This is a genomic window from Halochromatium sp., from assembly GCF_054919635.1.
In genome coordinates, this window is record NZ_JBUDPI010000032.1 from 1 (window position 1) to 19,184 (window position 19,184).

The window sequence follows — 19,184 nt, forward strand, 5'->3', positions numbered from 1 at the left end:
GGGCAATTATCTTCACTGCTATGCCCCGTTCTTCTTCCATCCGGATCGCCACACACCATGGGGTGCGGCAATCGACTTCGATGGTTCACAGGCGCAGTGGGTGCGCGAGTTCTTCATCCAGAACGCCCTCTACTGGCTTGAGGAATATCGCTTCGATGGCCTGCGCCTCGACGCCGTTGATCGCATCCTCGACGCTAGCCATCCCGACCTGCTCGAGGAGCTTTCTGAGCGCGTGCGAGCGGGTCCAAGCCGCGAGCGCGAGATCCACCTCATCCTTGAAAACGACCACAACGATGCGCGCCGTTATGAGCGCGACCCAGCCGGACGACCACGCCAGTTCACTGCCCAGTGGAACGACGATCTGCATCACGCCTTGCATCAACTGCTGACCCACGAGCGCGACGGTCCTTATCAGGACTTCATCTCAAGTCCCGAGCGCTCGACCACCGACCTGATCGCGCGCGCACTGACCCAGGGCTTCGCCTACCAGGGCGAGCCCTCCGCATTTCGCGATGGCTGCCGACGCGGTACCGCAAGCGGCCATCTGCCACCGGTAGCGATGGTCAACTTCTTGCAGAACCATGATCAGATTGGAAACCGTGCCTTCGGCGAGCGGCTACATCAGCTGATCCCGACCGACGCCAGCGATGCCGCCTTCGCCCTGATCCTGCTCGCTCCCTCACCACCACTGCTGTTCATGGGCGAGGAGCTCGATGCCGAGAGCCCGTTCCTATTCTTCTGCGACTTCGGCGCCGACCTCGCCGATGCAGTGCGTGAGGGTCGGCGGCGCGAGTTTGCCCGCAGCGCCGGCTTCACCGATCCCAGCCACCGCGCCATTATCCCTGACCCCAATGATCCAAAGACCTTCGAGCGCTCACGGCTCGACTGGCGCTGGCGCGACGCACTCGGCAACGAGACCCGGCCTAACAGCCGTTCCTCAGCACAACAGCGACGCTTTTCCATCTGCCGTCGACTCCTCGCCTTGCGCCGAGCCGAAATCGAGCCGCTGATCCCGTTGATCCAACAAGGCGGCGATGCCCGAGTCTTTGGTCCCGGTCGCCTGACAGCACACTGGACCACGAGCGATCACCGCCAGCTACAGCTCATCGCCAACATCAATGCCGAGGCCGTCGAGCTGCCCCAGGACATCGCGTTGACCTGTCGAACCGGACTGATCCTCGACCATCGGCCGGGGACTGATTCAGATGTTGCTCCTGTCTCAACGGGCGAAAACCATCTAGCGCCCTGGTCGGTCCAATGGTGGATCAGCGACACAGGCGAGGACGCGATGGACTAGAGCGCGCAACGGGCCAACGCGCGCAACTGAGCTCAGCCATCGAAACGCACACTACAACACTCAGATTCAAAGCGCCTCCGCGAATGGGGTCTCTCGCCCCGAATCCGGACGCAGCATCGCGACAATGGGCTCCCCGCTCGGTATTCCAGCACTGACTCCCGCAACCGCCGCAGCCTTTTTAGGCGCTTGCCACCGCCGAATAGAGCTGCAGCGTCTCGCGCTCATCGGCAACAACAGGCGCCATGGCGATATCGGTATAAGCCAGCGGATCGGGCTCCGCCATCACGCGCTCCAGGATGCGCCGATAGCGTCGGTGCATCCGGTAGGCACCGGCGTATTTGATCACGAAGTCGACGGCAAACCTTGGATAGAACAACAGTGGGTGCTCGATCGGCAGACCTGGCCGGCGATCGCGCCGCACCTTGCGCCGAATCAGCCCGCCCTCGAGCGGATGCATGCGCTCATGAACGATGGGCGCATGAAAGGCAAAGAGCTTGGCCAGCATATGCTTTGGGTCATAACCCCAGACCCGGCAGCGGCGTAGCACCGTCGCCACATGCTCATCGCTGTAGTAGAGGTCCCAGACCTCGCGGTAGATCCCCTCCCAGTCGGCGCGCGACATCCGTGGATGGGCCGTGGTCACATGCTGGGTATCGTACTGGTTCATGTCGGGCTCAAGCTCCACGCCCTGCTGCACCAGCTGCTGATGATCCTTGGACCCAGGTAACGGAGTCAGGATGAAGAACTCCATGATGTCGATCGGCAGCTCGCGCTGGATGATCCGGATATCGCGGCGGATGCTCTCGGGGGTGTCATCCGGAAAGCCGATGATGTAGCCAGCATAGGTCAGCACCCCAACCGAATGCCAGGCCTGCAACAAGGCGCGATAGTCGCCAATCTTGTTCTGTCCCTTCTGCGCCCCCTTGAGTGACGCCGGGTTGATGCTCTCCAAGCCGATGAACACGCGGTTGACCCCGGCCGCTGCAGCCTTCTCGATGAAGCCCTTGATGCGGTGAGTCTGGGTATCCGCCTGGATCACCAGATGGATCTCCAGACCGGAGGCGCGCAGCGCGATGAGCCGGTCGAAGATCGCCTCCCAGTTGCGGTTGCGCGCGAAGTTGTCGTCAGTGATGAAGAAGTTACGGGTGCCATCAGCGGCATTGGCGCGGATCAGCGCCTCGACGTCATCGGCACTGCGATGGCGCGATTTGCGCCCTTGCACATTGATGATGGTGCAAAAGCTGCAAAGGAACGGGCAGCCACGACCGGCATCGAAGCTCGCGCGCTTGCCCATGGTGCGCTTGATCCGGGCCGCTGGCAGGTAGGGTGTCGGGGCGCCGGTCAGGTCCGGCAGATCGCTGAGGTAGTCGTAGATCGGCTCGAGCTGGCCGTTCACAGCGTCCAACAGCAACCGGTCCAATCGCCCTTCCAACTCGCCGGCGAACAGGCTGATGCCCGCGTCCAGCGCGGCCTGTAGCTCAACCGGTCGCCGCTCGAGCATCGACAGGCAGCCGCTGACGTGAAAGCCGCCAATCACCACCGGCAGCCCAGCGGCCTTGAAGCGCCGCGCCAGATCGAGCGCGCGCGGATACTGGTTTGATTGCACCCCGACGAGCCCGACCAGCGCCCCACCGCCTTGGCGATCGATCCCGCGCCTGAGGTGTCGGCTCAGCCGGCGCGTGTCGATCCGGGTGTTGGTCTCATCGAGCACCGTGACCTCGATCGTAACATCCGCCCCCAGCACCTGACGCTCGGCTGCATCGAGCGCATTGCCATAGACCGCCGCCAGGCTATTCGACGGGATCGACGAGCGCCACCACTGGATCACGTAGCCCTCATCGTCATAGTGCGAGGGCTTGATCAGTAGCAGACGAAAGGGCCGGTTTGCCTGGGATCGGCCCAGGGTGTTGGGAATCGCCATTATCCTGACCGTTTAGCTTGGAATCCTCGGATCATACAGCCATTTTCTTTGCGCTTCGAAAGCAGAAGCCGCATAAACGCAAAGCGTTTTCGATCGCTGACCTCAGACATCGCCATCAAGCCGAAGAGATTGCGCAGCCATCAGGTCGCTGCAGGCTGCAATCTGAGCCCGCGCGGGACCACCCAGCGCTCACCCAGCTCAAAAAGCCCTTGAAAGGCAAGTGCAAGCAACGCGGCCGGCACCGCGCCCTGCATGATCAACGCCGTGTCATCGAGACGGATACCGGTCAGGATCGGCTGCCCATAGCCACCAGCTCCGATCAATGCGGCGAGGGTTGCGGTACCAACGTTGAGCACTGCCGAGGTCTTGATCCCGGCGAGGATCGAACGTGCCGCCAGCGGCAGCTCGACCAGACGCAGGCGCGCATTCGGGTTTAGCCCGATCACATCGGCCGACTCGCGGATCGGAGGCGGGATGTCGGTCAGCCCGGCGTGCGTGTTGCGCACAATCGGCAGCAGGCTGTAGATGAAGAGCGCCGCGACGCTTGGCGGCCAGCCGATGCCGAGCAGCGGGATCAAGAACACGAACAACGCGAGCGAGGGAATCGTCTGCAGCACACCGGTCAGCCCGAGCAACAGCTGACCCAGGCGCGGGCGGCGCGCGGCGATGATCCCAAGCGGCACCGCGACCAGGATCGCTGCCGTCAGCGAGGTGCTGACCAAGCCCACATGCTGCAGCGTACGCTCCAGCAGCCGCTGCCACAGCCCCCGATGCTCCATCTCAACCTGGACGTCAAACCGGTCGACCAGGAGCTGCGCCGCCGCCTCCTGCTCACTGGCACCATCGAGCTTCACCATCCCGTTCAGCCCGGCCATCATCGGTTCGCTAATCGCCGCTTCGAAGCGTTGCACGATCGGTACGGCCCCGGGTACGCGCTGCGCGAGATCGCTGCGATAGAGCAGCACCGCCTGATAGTCATCGAAATAGCCAAGGTCGTCAGCCAGCTGCACCAATCCATAGCGCTCGATCTCGGCATCGGTGGTGTAGACCACGGTCGCGTCGATGCGACCGCTGGCGATCCCACGATAGGCCAGGTCGTGATCCAGCCCCTGCACCTGCCTGTGCGGCAAGCGGTAGCGACGCTTCAGGCCAGGCCAGCCATCACCGCGATCGAGAAACTCATTGCTGAACCCGAAGCGCAGATCAGGATGCGCACGCAGGTCTGAGATGGTCGTCAAAGCGAGCCGCTCGGCGGTCTCTGCCGTCACCGCGATGGCATAGGTGTTCTCAAAGCCGAGCGGCGCCGACATCTCGATACCGCGCTCGGCTAATGCGGTGCGCAACGCATCCAATCCATCCAACCCTTGATCGGCCAGGATCTCTCGCAGCAGCGTCCCTGAATACTCGGGATAGACGTCGATCTCGCCCGCGAGCAGCGCGCCCCAGAGGATGCGGGTGCCGCCCAAGGCCGCCTGGTGCGAGACCTGGAAGCCTGCGTCGGCTAGCAGCAGCGTCAGCGCCTCTCCCAGGATCACCGACTCCGTGAACTTCTTTGAGCCCACCTCGACCGAGGGGGCAGTCATGCGCGCAGGCACCGATTGGACCGGGGGTTCAGCCGATAGCTTCATCGGTGCCACCAGCGTCACAACCAGCAGTACGAGACGGGTCTGAAGAAGGACGCCGCCGCGCCCTCGCAAAGGCGTTTGCATACCCATGGCTTAGCCGACAGGCGCGCTCAGGTTTTGGCCCACTTCGGTCAAGACCCGCTGGGGCTCGCGCTGGGCATTGACAAACTCGGCGACGAAGGGCTCCGCTGGGGATTGAAGGAGCGTCTCGGCTGAGCCCTGCTGGACGATGCGTCCGGCGCGTAGTAGAACCAGTTGATCACCGAAGAAAACCGCCTCGGCCAGATCATGGGTGACCATCAGCACGGTCTTGTGCAAACGCTGAAAGATCGACGCCAGCTCCCGCTGCAGCTCGACACGGATCATGGGGTCCAGGGCGCCAAGGGGCTCATCGAGCAGGATCAGATCCGGGTCCAGCATCAGCGCACGCATCAACGCTGCGCGCTGGCGCTGGCCACCAGAGAGCTCGAGCGGAAAACGATCCAGCAGCGCGGCTGGCAGCTGCACCAGATCAGCCAGATCGGCGAGTCGCTCGCTCCGCCGCAGCGCTGACCAGCCGAGCTCGCGCGCCATCAGCTCGACGTTGGTGCGCACGCTCAGATGCGGAAACAGCCCACCTTCCTGGATCATATAGCCCATACGCAGGCGCGCCTGACGTAGGTTGTCTGCGCCGAGTGGCGCACCATCGAGCCAGACCTCGCCGGCATCGGCGCGAATCAGGCCGGCCGCGAGCCGCAACAGGGTCGACTTGCCGCAGCCGCTCGGGCCAATCAACACGGTCGTCACACCCTCGGCGCAGTCGAGATCGATGCCGTCCAGTGCGAGCTGGCCGTTGTAGCCTTTAGAGACCCCGGTGTACCTGAGCATCTGGTCCGGTTCCGATCCTAAGAACCACTGCCAGTGCAGAAGCCATCGCTGACGAGGTCGAAATCCGTTGCCGCCATTAGGCCGCTGTCAGCGCCTGGCCCTGCTCGGCAAGTCGCACCATGCGCCGTTTACCATCCTCAACCGCATCACGGATCTCCTCGGCATTGCGGGTAGACGCGACGCGCATCTCCTCGATGATCTCGCGCGAATGGGTTTGATAGCTGACAACGGACTCGAGCAGCCGCTTCACTGAGTCGGCGCGAATGGCCGGTCCATAGCCAGCCTTGATCGCTTCCTCCTGCACCGAACCTCCGAGATCGGCCAGGACCTCGAGCGGCTGGCTGATCCCGTCCTTCATCGCATTGACGGTCTCGGCGGTCTCGTCCAGGCCGAACATGCCGCTAAACGAGGCGCTGAGCGCGGTGAGCACGGTCTCGTTGGTGGTGAAGAAGCTGATCGACTGCTGATATAACCGCTCTTTGGCATTGGTGGTCTGCAGCAGCCGGGCCATCACCACCTCAGAGGTGTTGTACGAGACGGTCAGGTTGTCAGCCAGGTCTTTAGCGATCTGATAGCGCTTCTCTGCAGCCTGCAGGGCCCGCAGCCGTTCATCGCGCGCCATCTCTAACCGGGCACGGGCGGCAGCATCATCACCGCTGAAGGTCTCGATCGCTTGCATCGACTGGTCAACCGCGGTGCGCGCTGCCTCAAGCTCGGCTTCGGCGAGATTGAACACCTCCGTCGCCAGCACTTCCGAGGATTTCAGCGCCCCGCGAAAGTCCTGATAGGCATCGAGGATGCGCTGTTCGCGCAGGATCTGCTCGTTGGTGCTTTCGGTGACCTCCAGGTAGTTCGCCTTGATCCTCTCGAACCGGCTCGGGATGTCGCCCCGCGTCACCTTCCTCCACAGATAAGCAACCTGCTCGAACTCGAGGGTTTCGACCTGAACGTCCTCGAGCTGATCGACCATCACCTTGGCATCATGGCGAATGCTGTTGAAGGCATTGGTGATCTCCTCGAAGCGCGTGCCAATCTCCATCGCCTGCACCTGCTGGCGAACGATGGTGTTGAATGTCGAGGCTTGAGCCAGCGTGCGCGCAATGGCTGTAACCCGCGCTTCATCGAGACCAGCAATCACGTTCAGCAACGGGATCATCGGATCATCGGCGCTGTTCTGATCGGTGGGCCGCTCGGTGGACACCAGGCCCATCTCGTGCAGCGTATTCATGGCCTTATCCAGGTACTGCATCGGGGCTGGGGTGGTGCTCATGAAAGGACCTCTGGATCAAAGCGCTGATGATCGATCGTACGCGGTGAGTGAGGGACGAGATGCTGTCCGACCCACGGCTTGACGAACATAACGCCGCAGCCGGACGTCGACAAGCGAAACCCGGCAGCCCAAGTCGATGACCGGAATCAAGACCCGGATCAGCTCCGACCTCACCATTGCGCCAAAGCGCTTCAGCCGACACCAAGAACCTGGCACACTTGCCGACGCCTTCGGAACGCGTCACGACGCGCCGAAAATGGCCCAAGCCTGAACCGCAGGCGCGCTTGTGGTTGCCAGCTTGTGCCAAGACCTCACAATCACCATGCCTCGAGAGCCCACAGCACGATCATGACCGACAGCGTCAAGTACCTGCTCGACGAAGAGCACCTGCCCAGGTTCTGGTACAACATCAATGCCGACCTGCCCGAGCCAATGGCGCCGGTGCTTCATCCTGGAACCAAACAGCCAATCACACCCGACGACCTAGCCCCGATCTTCCCGCGTGCCGTCATCGAGCAGGAGATGAGCACCGAGCGCGAGGTCGAGATCCCTCAACCGGTTCGCGAGGTGTATCGCCAGTGGCGGCCATCGCCGCTGTTCCGCGCGCGCCGATTGGAGAAGGCGCTCGATACCCCAGCCCGCATCTATTACAAATATGAGGGCGTCAGCCCTGCCGGCTCGCACAAGCCGAATACCGCGATCGCGCAGGCCTTCTACAACAAGGCCGAGGGCGTCAAACGCATCACCACCGAGACCGGAGCCGGCCAATGGGGCTCGTCGCTAGCGCTCGCTGGTAGCTTCTTCGACCTCGAGATCCAGGTGTTCATGGTCCGGGTTAGTTTCAATCATAAGCCGTACCGCCGCGCCTACATGGAGACCCTGGGCGCCGAGTGCATCGCCAGCCCCAGCGACCGGACTGAGTCTGGCCGCGCCATCCTCGCCGAGCATCCAGACAGCACCGGCAGCCTCGGCATCGCCATCAGCGAGGCGGTTGAGCTCGCGGTGCAGCGCGACGACACCCGCTATGCGCTCGGCTCGGTGCTCAACCATGTCCTGTTGCATCAGACCGTCACTGGCCTTGAATCAATCGAGCAGATGCAGATGGCCAACGACTACCCGGACCTCGTGATCGGCTGCACAGGCGGCGGTAGCAACTTCGCTGGCCTTGCCTTCCCCTTCCTGCATCAGGCCCTGCGCGACGATCTGAAGACCGAGTTCATCGCAGTCGAGCCCTCAGCCTGCCCAACCCTGACCAAGGGCGCCTTCGCCTACGACTTCGGCGATACGGCCCACTTGACCCCTTTGGTCAAGATGTACACGCTCGGGTCCAGCTTTGTGCCGCCCGGCTTCCACGCTGGCGGACTGCGTTATCACGGCATGGCGCCCCAGATTAGCCATCTGGCCAAGCTCGGCCTGCTCAAGCCGCGCTCCTACCACCAGCTCGAGTGCTTCGACGCCGGCATTAGCTTCGCCAAGGCCGAGGGCATCCTGCCAGCACCAGAGGCCAACCATGCCGTGCGCGCGGCCATCCACGAGGCCGAGAAATGCCGCGAGTCAGGCGAGTCCAAGGCCATACTGTTCAATCTCTGTGGTCACGGCCACTTCGATATGCAGGCCTATATGGACTACAGAGAGGGCAAGCTCAACGACCTCAGCTATGACGAAGGCGAGATGGCCATGGCCCTAGCAGGTCTGCCCAGCGGCTGCGGCTGATCAGCCGGGTCAAGCCCACCACCTCAGCCGAAACCGTTGCGACTAACACCGACGGAGACTGTCATGCCGACACCTTCTACAAACATCCAACCACGTCGAAGCGGTCCGCCGCGCCTGCGATCGAGAGGCAATGGCGTCTGGCTAGCATTGAGCGCTTGCTCCCTGCTGCTCTCCACCTGCATTGCCCTTGCTGACCAAGCGCCCCAGCCAGTCGACGGTTCGGAGCTGACCGGGAACCCTGCTGACGACGACAGCAAAGGGGGCAATCCTCCTCAGGCCGGCGCCGAATTCACGCAGACCAGCGGTGACACCGCCGACCGATTAGCCAAGATCGCAGCGGAGAAGGAGCAGCTAGAGACCAGGCTCCAGCGCCTCAAGGAATCGGCCAATGCAACCAAGGGAGAAGTCGCAACACTGCAGACGAGGCTCGATGAAGTCGACGCCGAAAAGGCCGCGATGCGCCTGCAGCTCGATCTCCTTAATCGCAAACAGGCGGATCTCGAGGCTGAGGCGGCTCAAGTGGCGCCACTCAAACGTCGGTTGAGTGATAGCCAATCTGCCGCCGATCGCGCAGCGGCGGCAGCCGACGCGCTTCGCGCTGAGATCGAGCAACTCAAGCAGCAGCGCCAGGGCGAGGCACAGAAACACACTGCTCAGCTCACCGCGGCCGAATTGCGGCTGCGCGAGCACAAAGATCGGGCGACCAATCTTGATGCTCAGATCCAACGGCTCGAACAGCAGCTCGCACAACGCGAAGCACAGGTCGAGCGCCTGCAAGCAGCAGAGGCTAGACGCGCGGAGGCGAAACAACAGCTCGAGAGCCGACTCGAGGAGCTACGAGCCCGATTGCCAGCACCTGAAGGCGGCACTGTCACCGCAAATGACGCACGCGCGCAAGCACGTTCAGAGGCGGAGACACTGGAGCGTCTAATCCGGGAAGGCCAAGGGGTCAACAATCCGCAGCTTTGGCAGCAGATCCGCGAGGCCGAGAATGCACTGCATCGCAATCAGTATCTGCTTGCTCGCGCCGAAGGGAATCGTACCGTTTATCGAGTGCGCCCCGGCGACTCGCTCGCTCGTATCAGTGCGCTCGTGTACGGGACCGACAAGGGCTGGCAGGAGATCTTCGAGGCGAATCGGCACCTGCTCGATGATCCCGATCGTGTCATGCCGGGTTTGACATTGGTCATCCCCTAAGTGGATGGAGCAAACCTGCTCTAGCCAAGCGCTCCAGTGAGCCAGCCCCAGCATTGAGCAATGAGCCCCCAACACTGACTGACCAGACTTGGCCTTAGCTCAGTGCTCGACGACCACTCATCGCCGCGACCACCTATGACGATCGTCTCAACGCGCAACCTCTGGATGTTCATCGCAGCCGCGAGCGCAGCACTTGCACTCACGAGTATTCTGCTCACCGAATGGCTGATGCTACAACCCTGTCATCTGTGTATCTTCCAGCGACTTCTGTACATGCTGATGGCCCCACTGGCGTTGATTGCGGCGCTGACGCCTGGCCTCGCCCAGCGCTTCAGCGGAGGCCTGACAGTGATTGCCGCAGGCGGCGGCGCAGGAACGGCTGCCTATCAGATCTGGCTACAGAACCAGCCCGCCGGCAGTGTCTCCTGCATTAGCGCAGACATGGGCCCAATCGAGCGAATCGTAGAATGGCTGGGAATGCAGCTTCCAGCGCTGTTCATGGCAACGGGCTTCTGTGAGGACGAGGGCCTGATCTTGCTCGGCCTGTCGTTAGCGCAATGGGCGTTACTCTGTTTTCTATTGGCATTTGGTCTCGGCCTGTGGCTGCTGGGTCGTGCCAAGCGCGAAACCAAAGATAGACTGGCGGGTGTTAGTCACTAGAAAGTGTTAGTCACTAGAAAACAGGTCAATATTGCGCCCGCCTATCATCTCAAGCGCCCTGCCACCACCTCGTGCAACACAGGTCAGCGGGTCTTCAGCAACGATGACCGGCAGACTCGTCTCTTCGGCGATCAGGCGGTCGATATCGCGCAGAAGCGCACTGCCCCCGGTCAGCACGATGCCGCGCTCGGCGACGTCCGCACCCAGCTCAGGCGGCGTCTGCTCGAGCGCCTGTTTGACCACCTTCACAATGCCCATTAGCGGCTCCTGCAAGGCCTCCAAGACTTGACTGCTACTGAGCTTGAAGCTGCGCGGCATACCTTCGGTGAGATTGCGCCCCTTGACCTCGATCTCGATCGCCTCACTGCTCGGAAAGGCCGAGCCGATACTGTGCTTGATGCTCTCGGTCGCTGCTTGGCCGATGAAGCTGCCGAAATGGCGGCGCACGTAGCTGATAATGGCGTCATTAAAGGTATCACCGCCGATACGCACCGAATGGGAAAAGACGATGCCATTGAGCGAGAGCACGGCAACCTCTGCGGTGCCGCCGCCGATGTCCAGCACCATTGACCCACGCGGCTCGTGCACCGGCAATCCGGCTCCCAGTGCTGCAGCCATCAGCTCCTCGATCAAGTAGACCTCGCGCGCACCCGCGCTGGCCGCCAGCTCCTTGATCGCGCGGCGCTCGACCTGTGTCGAGCCACAAGGGGCGCAAATCAGCACGCGCGGGCTCGGGCGAACGAAGGTCGACTCGTGAACCTTATTCAGGAAGTACTGCAACATCTTTTCCGTGATCGTAAAATCGGCGATCACGCCATCCTTCATCGGTTGGATAGCCGTTACATTTTGCGGCGTTCGACCCAGCATCCGCTTGGCCTCTTCACCCACTGCGACCACCGCCCTGCGCCCGGTCTCGTTGTCTTGACGGATCGCGACGACCGAAGGCTCGTTCAGCACGATTCCCTGGCCACGGGTATAGATCACCGTATTTGCCGTTCCCAAGTCGATCGACAGATCGTTGGAGAACAGTCCTCGAAAACGCCTCAACACCATTAAAGTTTCCCCGAAAAGAACGACAACATATCAAAAGGCCCTGGGATCTCGGCTCGCCCTCCGCATGCAATGCGACGCCAGCACGCGGGCCTCATCGAGGCCGCGCCGACCGTTCAGCCCGATCGTTAAGTCAACGCCTAAGCCTGACCAATATACCGATCTGATCGAGGATTTTCTCTGTTCAAGATCGCTGCCTTGCGCTCTAGGCCTCTCGCTCCAGGCCTTGCGCCGAACGTTTGACTCACAAGTCAGCTGCTTTGCTGCTCCTCCCAGTCGAACCGCGGGAGCTGCTCAAAGGCCTTGCGGAGCCCCGCATTCCAGCTTTGCGACACCTGTGCAAGCAACGGCGAGTCGAGCGGGAGCTTGAGCCGATGACTCAAGGCGAGGCTGTCTCTAGGGTAGATGGCGATCTCGAACGGCGGGCCAACGGTGACATTGGAGCGGGATGTGCCGTCCAGAGAGACCAGACAAAGTCGTGCCGCATCCTCCAACGACAGCTCCGGCCGTGCGATGCGATCCAGCGCTGGCTTACCGTACTTGTTCTCTCCAATCTGCAGATAAGGCGTCTCGGGCGAGGCGCTGAAATAATTGCCTTGTGGATAGATCAGGAACAATCCCGGAGGCTGCTGAGCAATCTGCCCACCCAGGATCAGCGTGGTCTCGGCGCTGACCCCATGCGCGGCAAGTGACGAGCCTCGATCGCGCTGGACGCCAAGATTGATGCGACCAACATAGTCCGCCGCCTCGAACACGTAGTTGGCCGAATTGAGATTCAGTCCCGGCGGCGGCTGGTCAAGATCGCGGCGGATGAGGTTGAGCACCTCCTGGGTCGAGGCCAGATTGCCGGCCGAGACCAGCACAAACAACCTGTCTGGCGCAGGCTGGAACACATGCAGCTTGCTCACGCTAGTGACGTAATCCACGCCAGCATTCGTGCGCGAGTCCGACGCCAGCACCAAGCCGGCATCGACGACAAGTCCAAGACAGTAGGTCATAGTGGCCTCTAAGGGGATAGCCGATGAATCCGAATCATACGGACATTCAGCCGTGACTCGGCAGCTCACCGCGTTTGAAGAGACCCGTTCTGAGCCGACCAAATCCAGTCAATGGACCCGCGTGAGTTAGCCCGCCAATCCCAAACGGTTGTGCCGGGGCCTTTTATTCGGCCTGCGCGTGCTGCACCTCGACCTTCAGCGGCCCATTCGTGTCCAGATGCAGATCGCGCTGCGGGAAGGCGATGACGATGCCGGCGGCGTTGAACTTCCGGTTGATCGCTTTGTGGAGATCGGTGATGGTCGCGATCCGGTAGTCGATCGAGCTCAGGTAGGCGCGGAGGATCAGGGTCAGCGAGTTATCGCCAAAACCCTCGAAGCTCAGGATCGGGGCCGGGTCGTCGAGGACGTGCTCATGCTCCTGCGCGGCTTCGCGCATGAGTGACAAGGCCTGATCGACATCGCTACCGTAGGCGACCCCGACGACGACCACCACCCGCGTCATTTGGTCGGAGAGTGACCAGTTGAGCAGGCGCCCGGTGACGAATTCCTTGTTTGGGACCAGCAGCTCCTTGCGGTCCCAGTTGCGGATGGTGGTCGCGCGGATCTGGATCTTGGTGACCACGCCGTCGGTATCGCCGACGGTGACGATATCGCCCACCCGCACCGGCCGCTCGAACAGGATGATGAGACCACTGATGAAGTTGGCCACGATCTCCTGCAGACCAAAGCCGATGCCGACGCCAAGCGCCGCGACCAGCCATTGCAGTTTTGACCACTGGACACCGATGGTGCCGAAGACGAGCAGCAGACCCAGGGTGATGATCGAATAGGTGGCGAGGGTGATGACGGTGTAGCGGCCACCGGCCGTCATCGCCGTGCGATGCAGCAGGATCATCTCCAGCACCGCCGGCAGCTTTTTTACCAGCACCAGGGTCGCGATGCCGAAGGCGAGCGTGAGACCAAGGTCCTCCAGCGTCACCAGGTCGACCTGCTCTACACCGTCGATCATGACCGTCTGACGCCACAGCGTCACCTGATCGAACACCTGCAAGGCCGGGATGACGTCAGACCAGATGATCCAGAGCCCAACCAGGGCGGCGGTGACCACCGCGGTCCTGATCAGTCCGCGGCTGGCATCGCTCAATGAGTCAAGATCGATCTGCGGCTCCTTCACCTCGGTCAACGCAGCGGCATCCTGAACCTCTGCATCGGTGTGCTGCCGATCCCGCTGACGGGCGTCTTCGGCCAGCTGGCGGCGTTCCATCGCCTTGTCGTAAGCGATCCGTCGGCGCGTCACCTGGACCCAGCGTTGCGCCAGTGCCGCCACCAGGATCAGCGCGACCACCATCCAGGCGCTCTGGACGAAGCGGCTGAGCAGCGTTTCGGCGGTGTAGAGATAGCCCATCAGTTCCAGGACCCCGATCACCAAGGGAGCGATGACGATCAATGGATACAGGAGCCTGTAGATGAACGGCGGTGGCCGACCGGCTTCGCGCCGGGTGCTGTGGGCAAAGACACCAGTCCTTGGATGCAGCAAGCGATAGAAGCTGATCGAAAGAGAGACGACGAGGGCGACAAAGGCAACGCGCCCCACGGCCCAGCCGGCATTCAGGGGGTCCAGATGCACGATGACCAGCAACACTGCCGCAGCGGGCAGATAGGTCCAGGACAGTCGATCCAGCTCCCCGCGCAACAGCCGCAGACTGGATGCAGGCCAGCGAAAATGGGCTGCTGCGAGCCCGCGTGGGATGCAGATGAGGCGCAGCCCGCGAAGAAAATAGAACTGCATGGCGAGTGCGAGGAGTGCACTGCCAACCGCCATCGAGAAATCGGTCGCTTGCGATGAGACCCGCAGCTGCCAGCCGATCACCGCGGCCGCCAGCGGCCAGGCCGCGGCGGCGAGCAGCGTGATGAAAAGCACCTGAAGGCTGTAAACGAAGCGATCACTGGTCGGCTTACCGAGCCGCTCGCTGATGGCTTCTATCAGCTGCACCAGGTGCTTGCGGCCCCAGAGGAACAGGAGCAGGAAGACCCCGAGCAGCAGGAAGACGGGCGAGTGGATGGATTGATGCAGCAGCACGCCGGCGACAGCGGCCCAACCGCTCGGCGAGATGATCCGCCATACCTGATCGGGCAGCGCGCCAAGCTCGGCAAGCTCGGTGCGCGAGGCACTGCGAACCCAGAGCAGATTCACGTCCAGGAGCGCATCGAATTGCTTGATCGTCGCGAGTAGATCGGATTGCGCGGTCTCCAACTCGCCGAGCTTGAGCAGCAGCGCATCCTCGGACTCGATCGCCTTGTCGAGCAAGGTCTGCCGTTCATCAACCAGCTCCAGGAGTCGGGCGCGAAGCGGACCAGTCTGGGCGTTGGCATCCGCTTCGCGCAGCAGGGCTGCAACATAGGCATCCGTATCGGCAAGCCGCTGCTGCTCGCGTCGGTGCAGTACCCGCTTGACCCCGGTTTGGCTCGCCTGCTCCTCGCGCGCCAGCGCTTCGCGCTGAAACGCTCGCAGATCCGGCAGGGATTCGCGCTGCTGCAGTAACAGGTTGCCGAGCTGGCCACTGAGGTTGGAGCCGCCGATGTCGAGCACCTGGCGCGCGCTCTCATAATCCCCTTCGAGCTGTTGCTGCAGCCGCGCGGTCGTCTCGGTCTGTTGCCTGATCGCGTCCAGGTGAGCCACGGTGTCAGCAAGGCTGCTCGAGAGGCTGGCGTTCTGCTCGGCGAGTCGGACCACGAGCGGATGTTGGCCCTTTGCTTCGAGACGCTTAGCCTCCGCCGTCGCCTGCGCGCGCGCTGCCTCCGACTGCCGCCGCTGCGTGATCAGGTCTTCCAACTGCGCGATGCGCTGGCCAATCGCCGCTGCGTCTTGCGCTGCCTTGTCGCGCCTCGCCTCGAGCAGGTCGAGCCGGGCCGGCTGACTCAAGCGCTCCTGATTGAGCATCTCGATCTCCGCGTCCAACGCGGCTCGCTGGGTCTCCAGCCCCCAGCGTCGCGCCTGGCCGTCTGCAGTGGCGTCTTCCGCGGGGGTCAGCGCCTGCAAGCGGGCAAGGGTCTGCGCGCGCTCCGCTTCCGCCGTGCGCAAGCGTTCACGGATCGCAACCGGGCGCGCCGCCGCCTCCTCCAGCCGTTTCTTCAGGTCAGACAGCAGCTGGTCCGTGGTCGCGAGATCCGCTTTGTTCTGGAGTAGGAGCGCCTCTAGGTCTTGAAGCGGTGAAGCCGCATCGATGAACGGAGTCGCTGCCACCTGCGTGCCGCTTGCGCTGCTCGACGCCGCCACCTCCTCCCGGATCGCTGAGGTCTCGCTGGGCGCTGTTTTCAGCGCCTCACGAAAGGCCTCCGCGGCCGCCCGATCTGCGGCCGCCTCCTCCAGGTGTGTGAGTGCCTGTCGGTAGAGGGACAGCCGTCGATTCTTGACCTCCTCCGGCAGGTTAGCCGCCGATTCGGTCTCGGCGATCTTGGCGTCGAGGACCGCAGGCTTCACCGGTGAGCCTTCGCCAACCGTCTCGGGTTGGGCCCAGGTGATCTGGAAGACCACCCCGATCAGCATCAGGCCGATCGCAAGGAGGCTTCGACGAGACCGCTTGGTCACGATTCGATGGGGTCCGGCTTCACCAGGCATACCCCAGCTTCAGGTTGAGCGTGGTGTCGGTGGTCTTGGCCCGAATCGCCGGGTTGCTGTCGTAGTCGTATTCGAATTCGATACTCGCGGTGAGACCACCCGCCAAGGGCATTCGGATGCCAGTCCACGACTGCCAGAGCACCTTGTCCTTGCCGTCAAGGGCGATGTAGCCGAACTGCCGGTGGTAGGGCTGCAGGCGCTCCTGCCAAACCAGTTGATCGTAGCGCAGGAGCCATGAGACACCCGAGAAGTCCTGGTCGGGCTGACCATAAAAGTCCTCTTGCAACAGCGTCGGCCCGGCCTCGATGGACAAGTTACGCGCCTCGCTCTCGAAGGCGAGATACCCGAGGCTCGGTCCGCCGACCGTTCTCAAGCGCAGGTCGGAGAAGCGATCATGCTCGAAGCTCAACCAGGCGGCACCGAACCAGCGCGATGGAAACAGCCGGCTGTACTGGTTGAAGGTTGACCACTTATCGGTGATCTTCTCCGAGTCGTTGGTATCGAATTCGAGCGCGCCTAGACTCTGAAACCGATGCCAGCCCTGGCGGTATTCCAGCTGGTAGTCGATGTCGATCTCAGTCTTGTCGTTATTGCCCCGCTCATCGCTGAGGGCAAGGTTGACGCGACCGCTGAACTGGCGGTCTGGCGTGTTTGCTTCTGCAACAGTGGCCGGGATCTGATCCAAATCGGGCTCGATCGGCGCCTCCGCCAGCAACTCCGGTTGAGCCGGCTCGCGATCCACTGCTTGCACCCCGCGACGATCGATCCGAACGATGCCGAGGTAGTCCGTCTGCAGCAGGATGGTCTCCTGAGTGTCCTCAAGGATGGTGCCGGTCAGACGATCACCATTAGCCATGACAATCTCAGCGGCCAGCGCGGCTGGCAACCCTAAGAGCGCAACCAGACCAACGATCAGACAACGGATAGAAGCCGAGACGCCGGCCCCTAAAGCGATAACCCTCACGGCAAATCCTGTTCTCGGTTCAGATAGCGGCGGACGATCTCGGCATCGTCAAGCATGCCGACGTGATCGGCCAGGTAGAGATTGATCCAGCGCAGCAGATTGGGCGCGTCGGGCCGCACGGCGATGCGGATGTCGCTGGATTGGCGGATGTCCGGGTCCAGGGCGATGTAGATCGCCGTCGCCGGGTTGCGGCGCAGGTAGTAATCGATCTGCAGACCGCCGTGCAGTGCGGCGAAGGTCTCACCGCTCCTCACCGCCGCCATCATCTCATCGAGGCTGTCGAATCGACGCAGTCGGGAGCGCGGAAAATCCCGTTCGAGGTTGGTGGCGTAGACACTCCCTTCGACAACGCCCACCTGGAGCTCGGTGGCCACGGGGAGATCGCTCATGGCCCGCAGCTCCTCGATCCGGTAATCGCGCTTGAGCTTGGCAAACTCGGCACGGTTGTAGACCAATCGACCGTTCTGCCGGATGTAAGGGTCCGAGAAGAAGACATAGCGCGCGCGCTCCATCCCGCCCGAGAGATAGGAGACTGCGATATCGGCCTCCTGGCGCGCGACTACACCAATCACCCCATCATAGGTATCAGCGGTGCGCACGAAGGCGACCTCAACGCCGAACTTCTTGGCCAGGTCACGCGCTAGGTCGGGCTCGGAGCCCGCCGGTGATCCGTCGGCGTCGGTCATGATCATCGGCGCAGCATCCCGGGCGCGGACCGCGACACGGATGGTCCCGGCATCGAGGATGCGTTGGATGTCCGGAAAGACAGCAGGCTCGTCGGCCAGGATCTGACCCATCGGCGACATCAGGCTCAGCGCCAACCGCATCAGGATCGAAAGCGGGTTTCCTAGCCTTTGGATCATGTCGCCTCCGCTTCGCTTGCCGTGCTCTGGAGCGCCGGCTCTTCTGGCCTCTCCTGCCCGCGCCGAGCGGTCATGACCGTCAGGGTGGCATTGGCCTGCAGGGTGAGCACCGTGCGCAGCGGACCAATGATGTTGTCGGTGGTGGCCAGCACCACCAGTGCGAGCGAGGTCGGTATGCCGACGGCACCAAGGATCGGGGCGACGGTCGGGATCAGCACCGCTCCACCCCCAACCGCGGTGGCACCAGCGATGATCGAGCCAATGGCGATGACGGCATAGTCCTGGATGCCGAGATCGATCACATAGATCTGGGCCAGAAACACGGTCAAGAAGGAGAGCAGGAAGACCGCACCGTGCTGATTGGCGAAGATCCCGAACGGGATCACCAGGTCTGGGACCCGGCGGTCGATGCCATAGTCCTTCTCCAGGGTGTCCAAGGTCGCGGGCAGTGCAACCACTGGATTGTTGGTCATGAAGGCGAGCACGTTCGGGTTGCTCAGCTTGGAGAGGGTTGCGACGAGCGGGCCGCGCACGGCGAGCCAGAACAACAGCATGTAGACGACCATCAGCAGCACGCCGGAGACCTAGAAGGTAATCACGAACTTGGTCAACGCCAGCAGCACCTTGGCGTCGATCTGCGCCACGACCCCCGAGATGAACAATAGCAAGCCCGGCGCGAGTACAAGGATCGCCCAGCGAAAGAGCTGCATGAAGGCGTCATAAACCGCCTGCGAGACCTTCAGCGCGGGCTCGGCGGCTTCCCGGCGGATGACCCCAAGTGCCAACCCGATGCAGACGCTGAGAAAGACGATGCTCATCACGTCATTAGCGCTCAGGGCCTCGAACGGATTGGTCGGAATGATCTGAGCCAGAAAACTCAGGATGCCGCCATCCGATTTGCCCGCCGCCGGAGATTCGATGATCAAGGCGCCGATGCTCTGCTCCGCCTCCGGCCCGAGACCGATGCCCGGCGCCAGGATCAGGGCGGTGGCGATGCCAACAACGCAGGGCAGGATCAGGCCGACTAGGTAGAGGCCGGCCATCGGCTTAAACAAGGGTCGCGTGTTGTCGTCTCGAAGCAGGCCGGCGATGCCGACGATGATCGCAGTGATCAGGATCGGCAGCAGACACATCGACAGG

Annotated in this window: 13 protein-coding genes and 1 pseudogene; 4 read left to right on the top strand and 10 right to left on the bottom strand. The window is 62.5% G+C overall.

Annotation, left to right across the window (positions count from 1 at the left end):
• Positions 1 to 1,297, top strand: a 1,297-nt coding sequence (locus tag ACY693_RS03725) for a DUF3459 domain-containing protein (RefSeq protein ID WP_462320490.1), incomplete at its 5' end; no start/stop codon positions are given.
• A gap of 178 nt (positions 1,298 to 1,475) precedes the next feature.
• Here the strand turns inward: ACY693_RS03725 and ACY693_RS03730 are convergent.
• The 4 genes from ACY693_RS03730 to ACY693_RS03745 form a co-directional block, all read right to left on the bottom strand.
• Entirely contained in the window at positions 1,476 to 3,218 is a 1,743-nt protein-coding gene (locus ACY693_RS03730; protein ID WP_462320491.1) for a B12-binding domain-containing radical SAM protein, read from the bottom strand.
• Positions 3,219 to 3,358: 140 nt separating this feature from the next.
• Complete coding sequence (locus ACY693_RS03735; RefSeq protein ID WP_462320492.1) at positions 3,359 to 4,801, bottom strand: ABC transporter permease/substrate-binding protein; 1,443 nt, start codon at positions 4,799 to 4,801, stop codon at positions 3,359 to 3,361.
• A gap of 135 nt (positions 4,802 to 4,936) precedes the next feature.
• Complete coding sequence (locus ACY693_RS03740) at positions 4,937 to 5,710, bottom strand: ATP-binding cassette domain-containing protein (RefSeq protein WP_462320493.1); 774 nt, start codon at positions 5,708 to 5,710, stop codon at positions 4,937 to 4,939.
• A gap of 76 nt (positions 5,711 to 5,786) precedes the next feature.
• Positions 5,787 to 6,980: a cell surface protein gene (locus ACY693_RS03745; RefSeq protein ID WP_462320494.1), complete on the bottom strand. Its 1,194-nt coding sequence runs from the start codon at positions 6,978 to 6,980 to the stop codon at positions 5,787 to 5,789.
• Positions 6,981 to 7,328: 348 nt separating this feature from the next.
• Between ACY693_RS03745 and ACY693_RS03750 the strand changes: the two genes are divergently transcribed.
• The 3 genes from ACY693_RS03750 to ACY693_RS03760 all read left to right on the top strand — a co-directional run bounded on the left by ACY693_RS03750 (position 7,329) and on the right by ACY693_RS03760 (position 10,550).
• Entirely contained in the window at positions 7,329 to 8,693 is a 1,365-nt protein-coding gene (locus tag ACY693_RS03750) for a TrpB-like pyridoxal phosphate-dependent enzyme (RefSeq protein WP_462320495.1), read from the top strand.
• 147 nt (positions 8,694 to 8,840) lie between these two features.
• Positions 8,841 to 9,890: a LysM peptidoglycan-binding domain-containing protein gene (locus tag ACY693_RS03755; RefSeq protein ID WP_462320496.1), complete on the top strand. Its 1,050-nt coding sequence runs from the start codon at positions 8,841 to 8,843 to the stop codon at positions 9,888 to 9,890.
• Positions 9,891 to 10,025: 135 nt separating this feature from the next.
• The gene (locus ACY693_RS03760; protein WP_462320497.1) at positions 10,026 to 10,550 is read left to right on the top strand and encodes a disulfide bond formation protein B; all 525 of its coding nucleotides are present in this window, start codon (positions 10,026 to 10,028) and stop codon (positions 10,548 to 10,550) included.
• 6 nt (positions 10,551 to 10,556) lie between these two features.
• Here the strand turns inward: ACY693_RS03760 and ACY693_RS03765 are convergent, their stop codons facing one another.
• The 6 genes and pseudogenes from ACY693_RS03765 to ACY693_RS03790 all read right to left on the bottom strand — a co-directional run bounded on the left by ACY693_RS03765 (position 10,557) and on the right by ACY693_RS03790 (position 19,177).
• Positions 10,557 to 11,603 (bottom strand): rod shape-determining protein, encoded by a 1,047-nt coding sequence (locus ACY693_RS03765; RefSeq protein ID WP_462320498.1) that lies wholly within the window; start codon positions 11,601 to 11,603, stop codon positions 10,557 to 10,559.
• A 248-nt stretch (positions 11,604 to 11,851) separates the two neighbouring features.
• Positions 11,852 to 12,598, bottom strand: a complete 747-nt coding sequence (locus ACY693_RS03770; RefSeq protein WP_462320499.1) for a 20S proteasome subunit A/B — start codon at positions 12,596 to 12,598, stop codon at positions 11,852 to 11,854.
• A 163-nt stretch (positions 12,599 to 12,761) separates the two neighbouring features.
• Positions 12,762 to 16,187 (bottom strand): mechanosensitive ion channel domain-containing protein, encoded by a 3,426-nt coding sequence (locus ACY693_RS03775; protein WP_462320500.1) that lies wholly within the window; start codon positions 16,185 to 16,187, stop codon positions 12,762 to 12,764.
• 19 nt (positions 16,188 to 16,206) lie between these two features.
• Positions 16,207 to 17,073, bottom strand: a complete 867-nt coding sequence (locus tag ACY693_RS03780) for a DUF481 domain-containing protein (RefSeq protein ID WP_462320501.1) — start codon at positions 17,071 to 17,073, stop codon at positions 16,207 to 16,209.
• A 104-nt stretch (positions 17,074 to 17,177) separates the two neighbouring features.
• Entirely contained in the window at positions 17,178 to 18,044 is an 867-nt protein-coding gene (locus tag ACY693_RS03785; RefSeq protein ID WP_462320502.1) for a substrate-binding periplasmic protein, read from the bottom strand.
• A pseudogene (locus tag ACY693_RS03790) lies at positions 18,041 to 19,177 on the bottom strand (dicarboxylate/amino acid:cation symporter). The gene ACY693_RS03785 and the pseudogene ACY693_RS03790 overlap by 4 nt, the downstream one beginning before the upstream one ends.
• Positions 19,178 to 19,184: the final 7 nt, after the last annotated feature.

Bases quoted from the DNA above. Each gene is read 5' to 3' on its own strand.
- ACY693_RS03760 (WP_462320497.1), top strand. From the start codon at position 10,026: ATGACGATCGTCTCAACGCGCAACCTCTGGATGTTCATCGCAGCCGCG.
- ACY693_RS03750 (WP_462320495.1), top strand. From the start codon at position 7,329: ATGACCGACAGCGTCAAGTACCTGCTCGACGAAGAGCACCTGCCCAGG.
- ACY693_RS03785 (WP_462320502.1), bottom strand. From the start codon at position 18,044: ATGATCCAAAGGCTAGGAAACCCGCTTTCGATCCTGATGCGGTTGGCG.
- ACY693_RS03745 (WP_462320494.1), bottom strand. From the start codon at position 6,980: ATGAGCACCACCCCAGCCCCGATGCAGTACCTGGATAAGGCCATGAAT.
- ACY693_RS03765 (WP_462320498.1), bottom strand. From the start codon at position 11,603: ATGGTGTTGAGGCGTTTTCGAGGACTGTTCTCCAACGATCTGTCGATC.
- ACY693_RS03780 (WP_462320501.1), bottom strand. From the start codon at position 17,073: ATGGCTAATGGTGATCGTCTGACCGGCACCATCCTTGAGGACACTCAG.
- ACY693_RS03730 (WP_462320491.1), bottom strand. From the start codon at position 3,218: ATGGCGATTCCCAACACCCTGGGCCGATCCCAGGCAAACCGGCCCTTT.
- ACY693_RS03735 (WP_462320492.1), bottom strand. From the start codon at position 4,801: ATGACTGCCCCCTCGGTCGAGGTGGGCTCAAAGAAGTTCACGGAGTCG.
- ACY693_RS03770 (WP_462320499.1), bottom strand. From the start codon at position 12,598: ATGACCTACTGTCTTGGACTTGTCGTCGATGCCGGCTTGGTGCTGGCG.
- ACY693_RS03740 (WP_462320493.1), bottom strand. From the start codon at position 5,710: ATGCTCAGGTACACCGGGGTCTCTAAAGGCTACAACGGCCAGCTCGCA.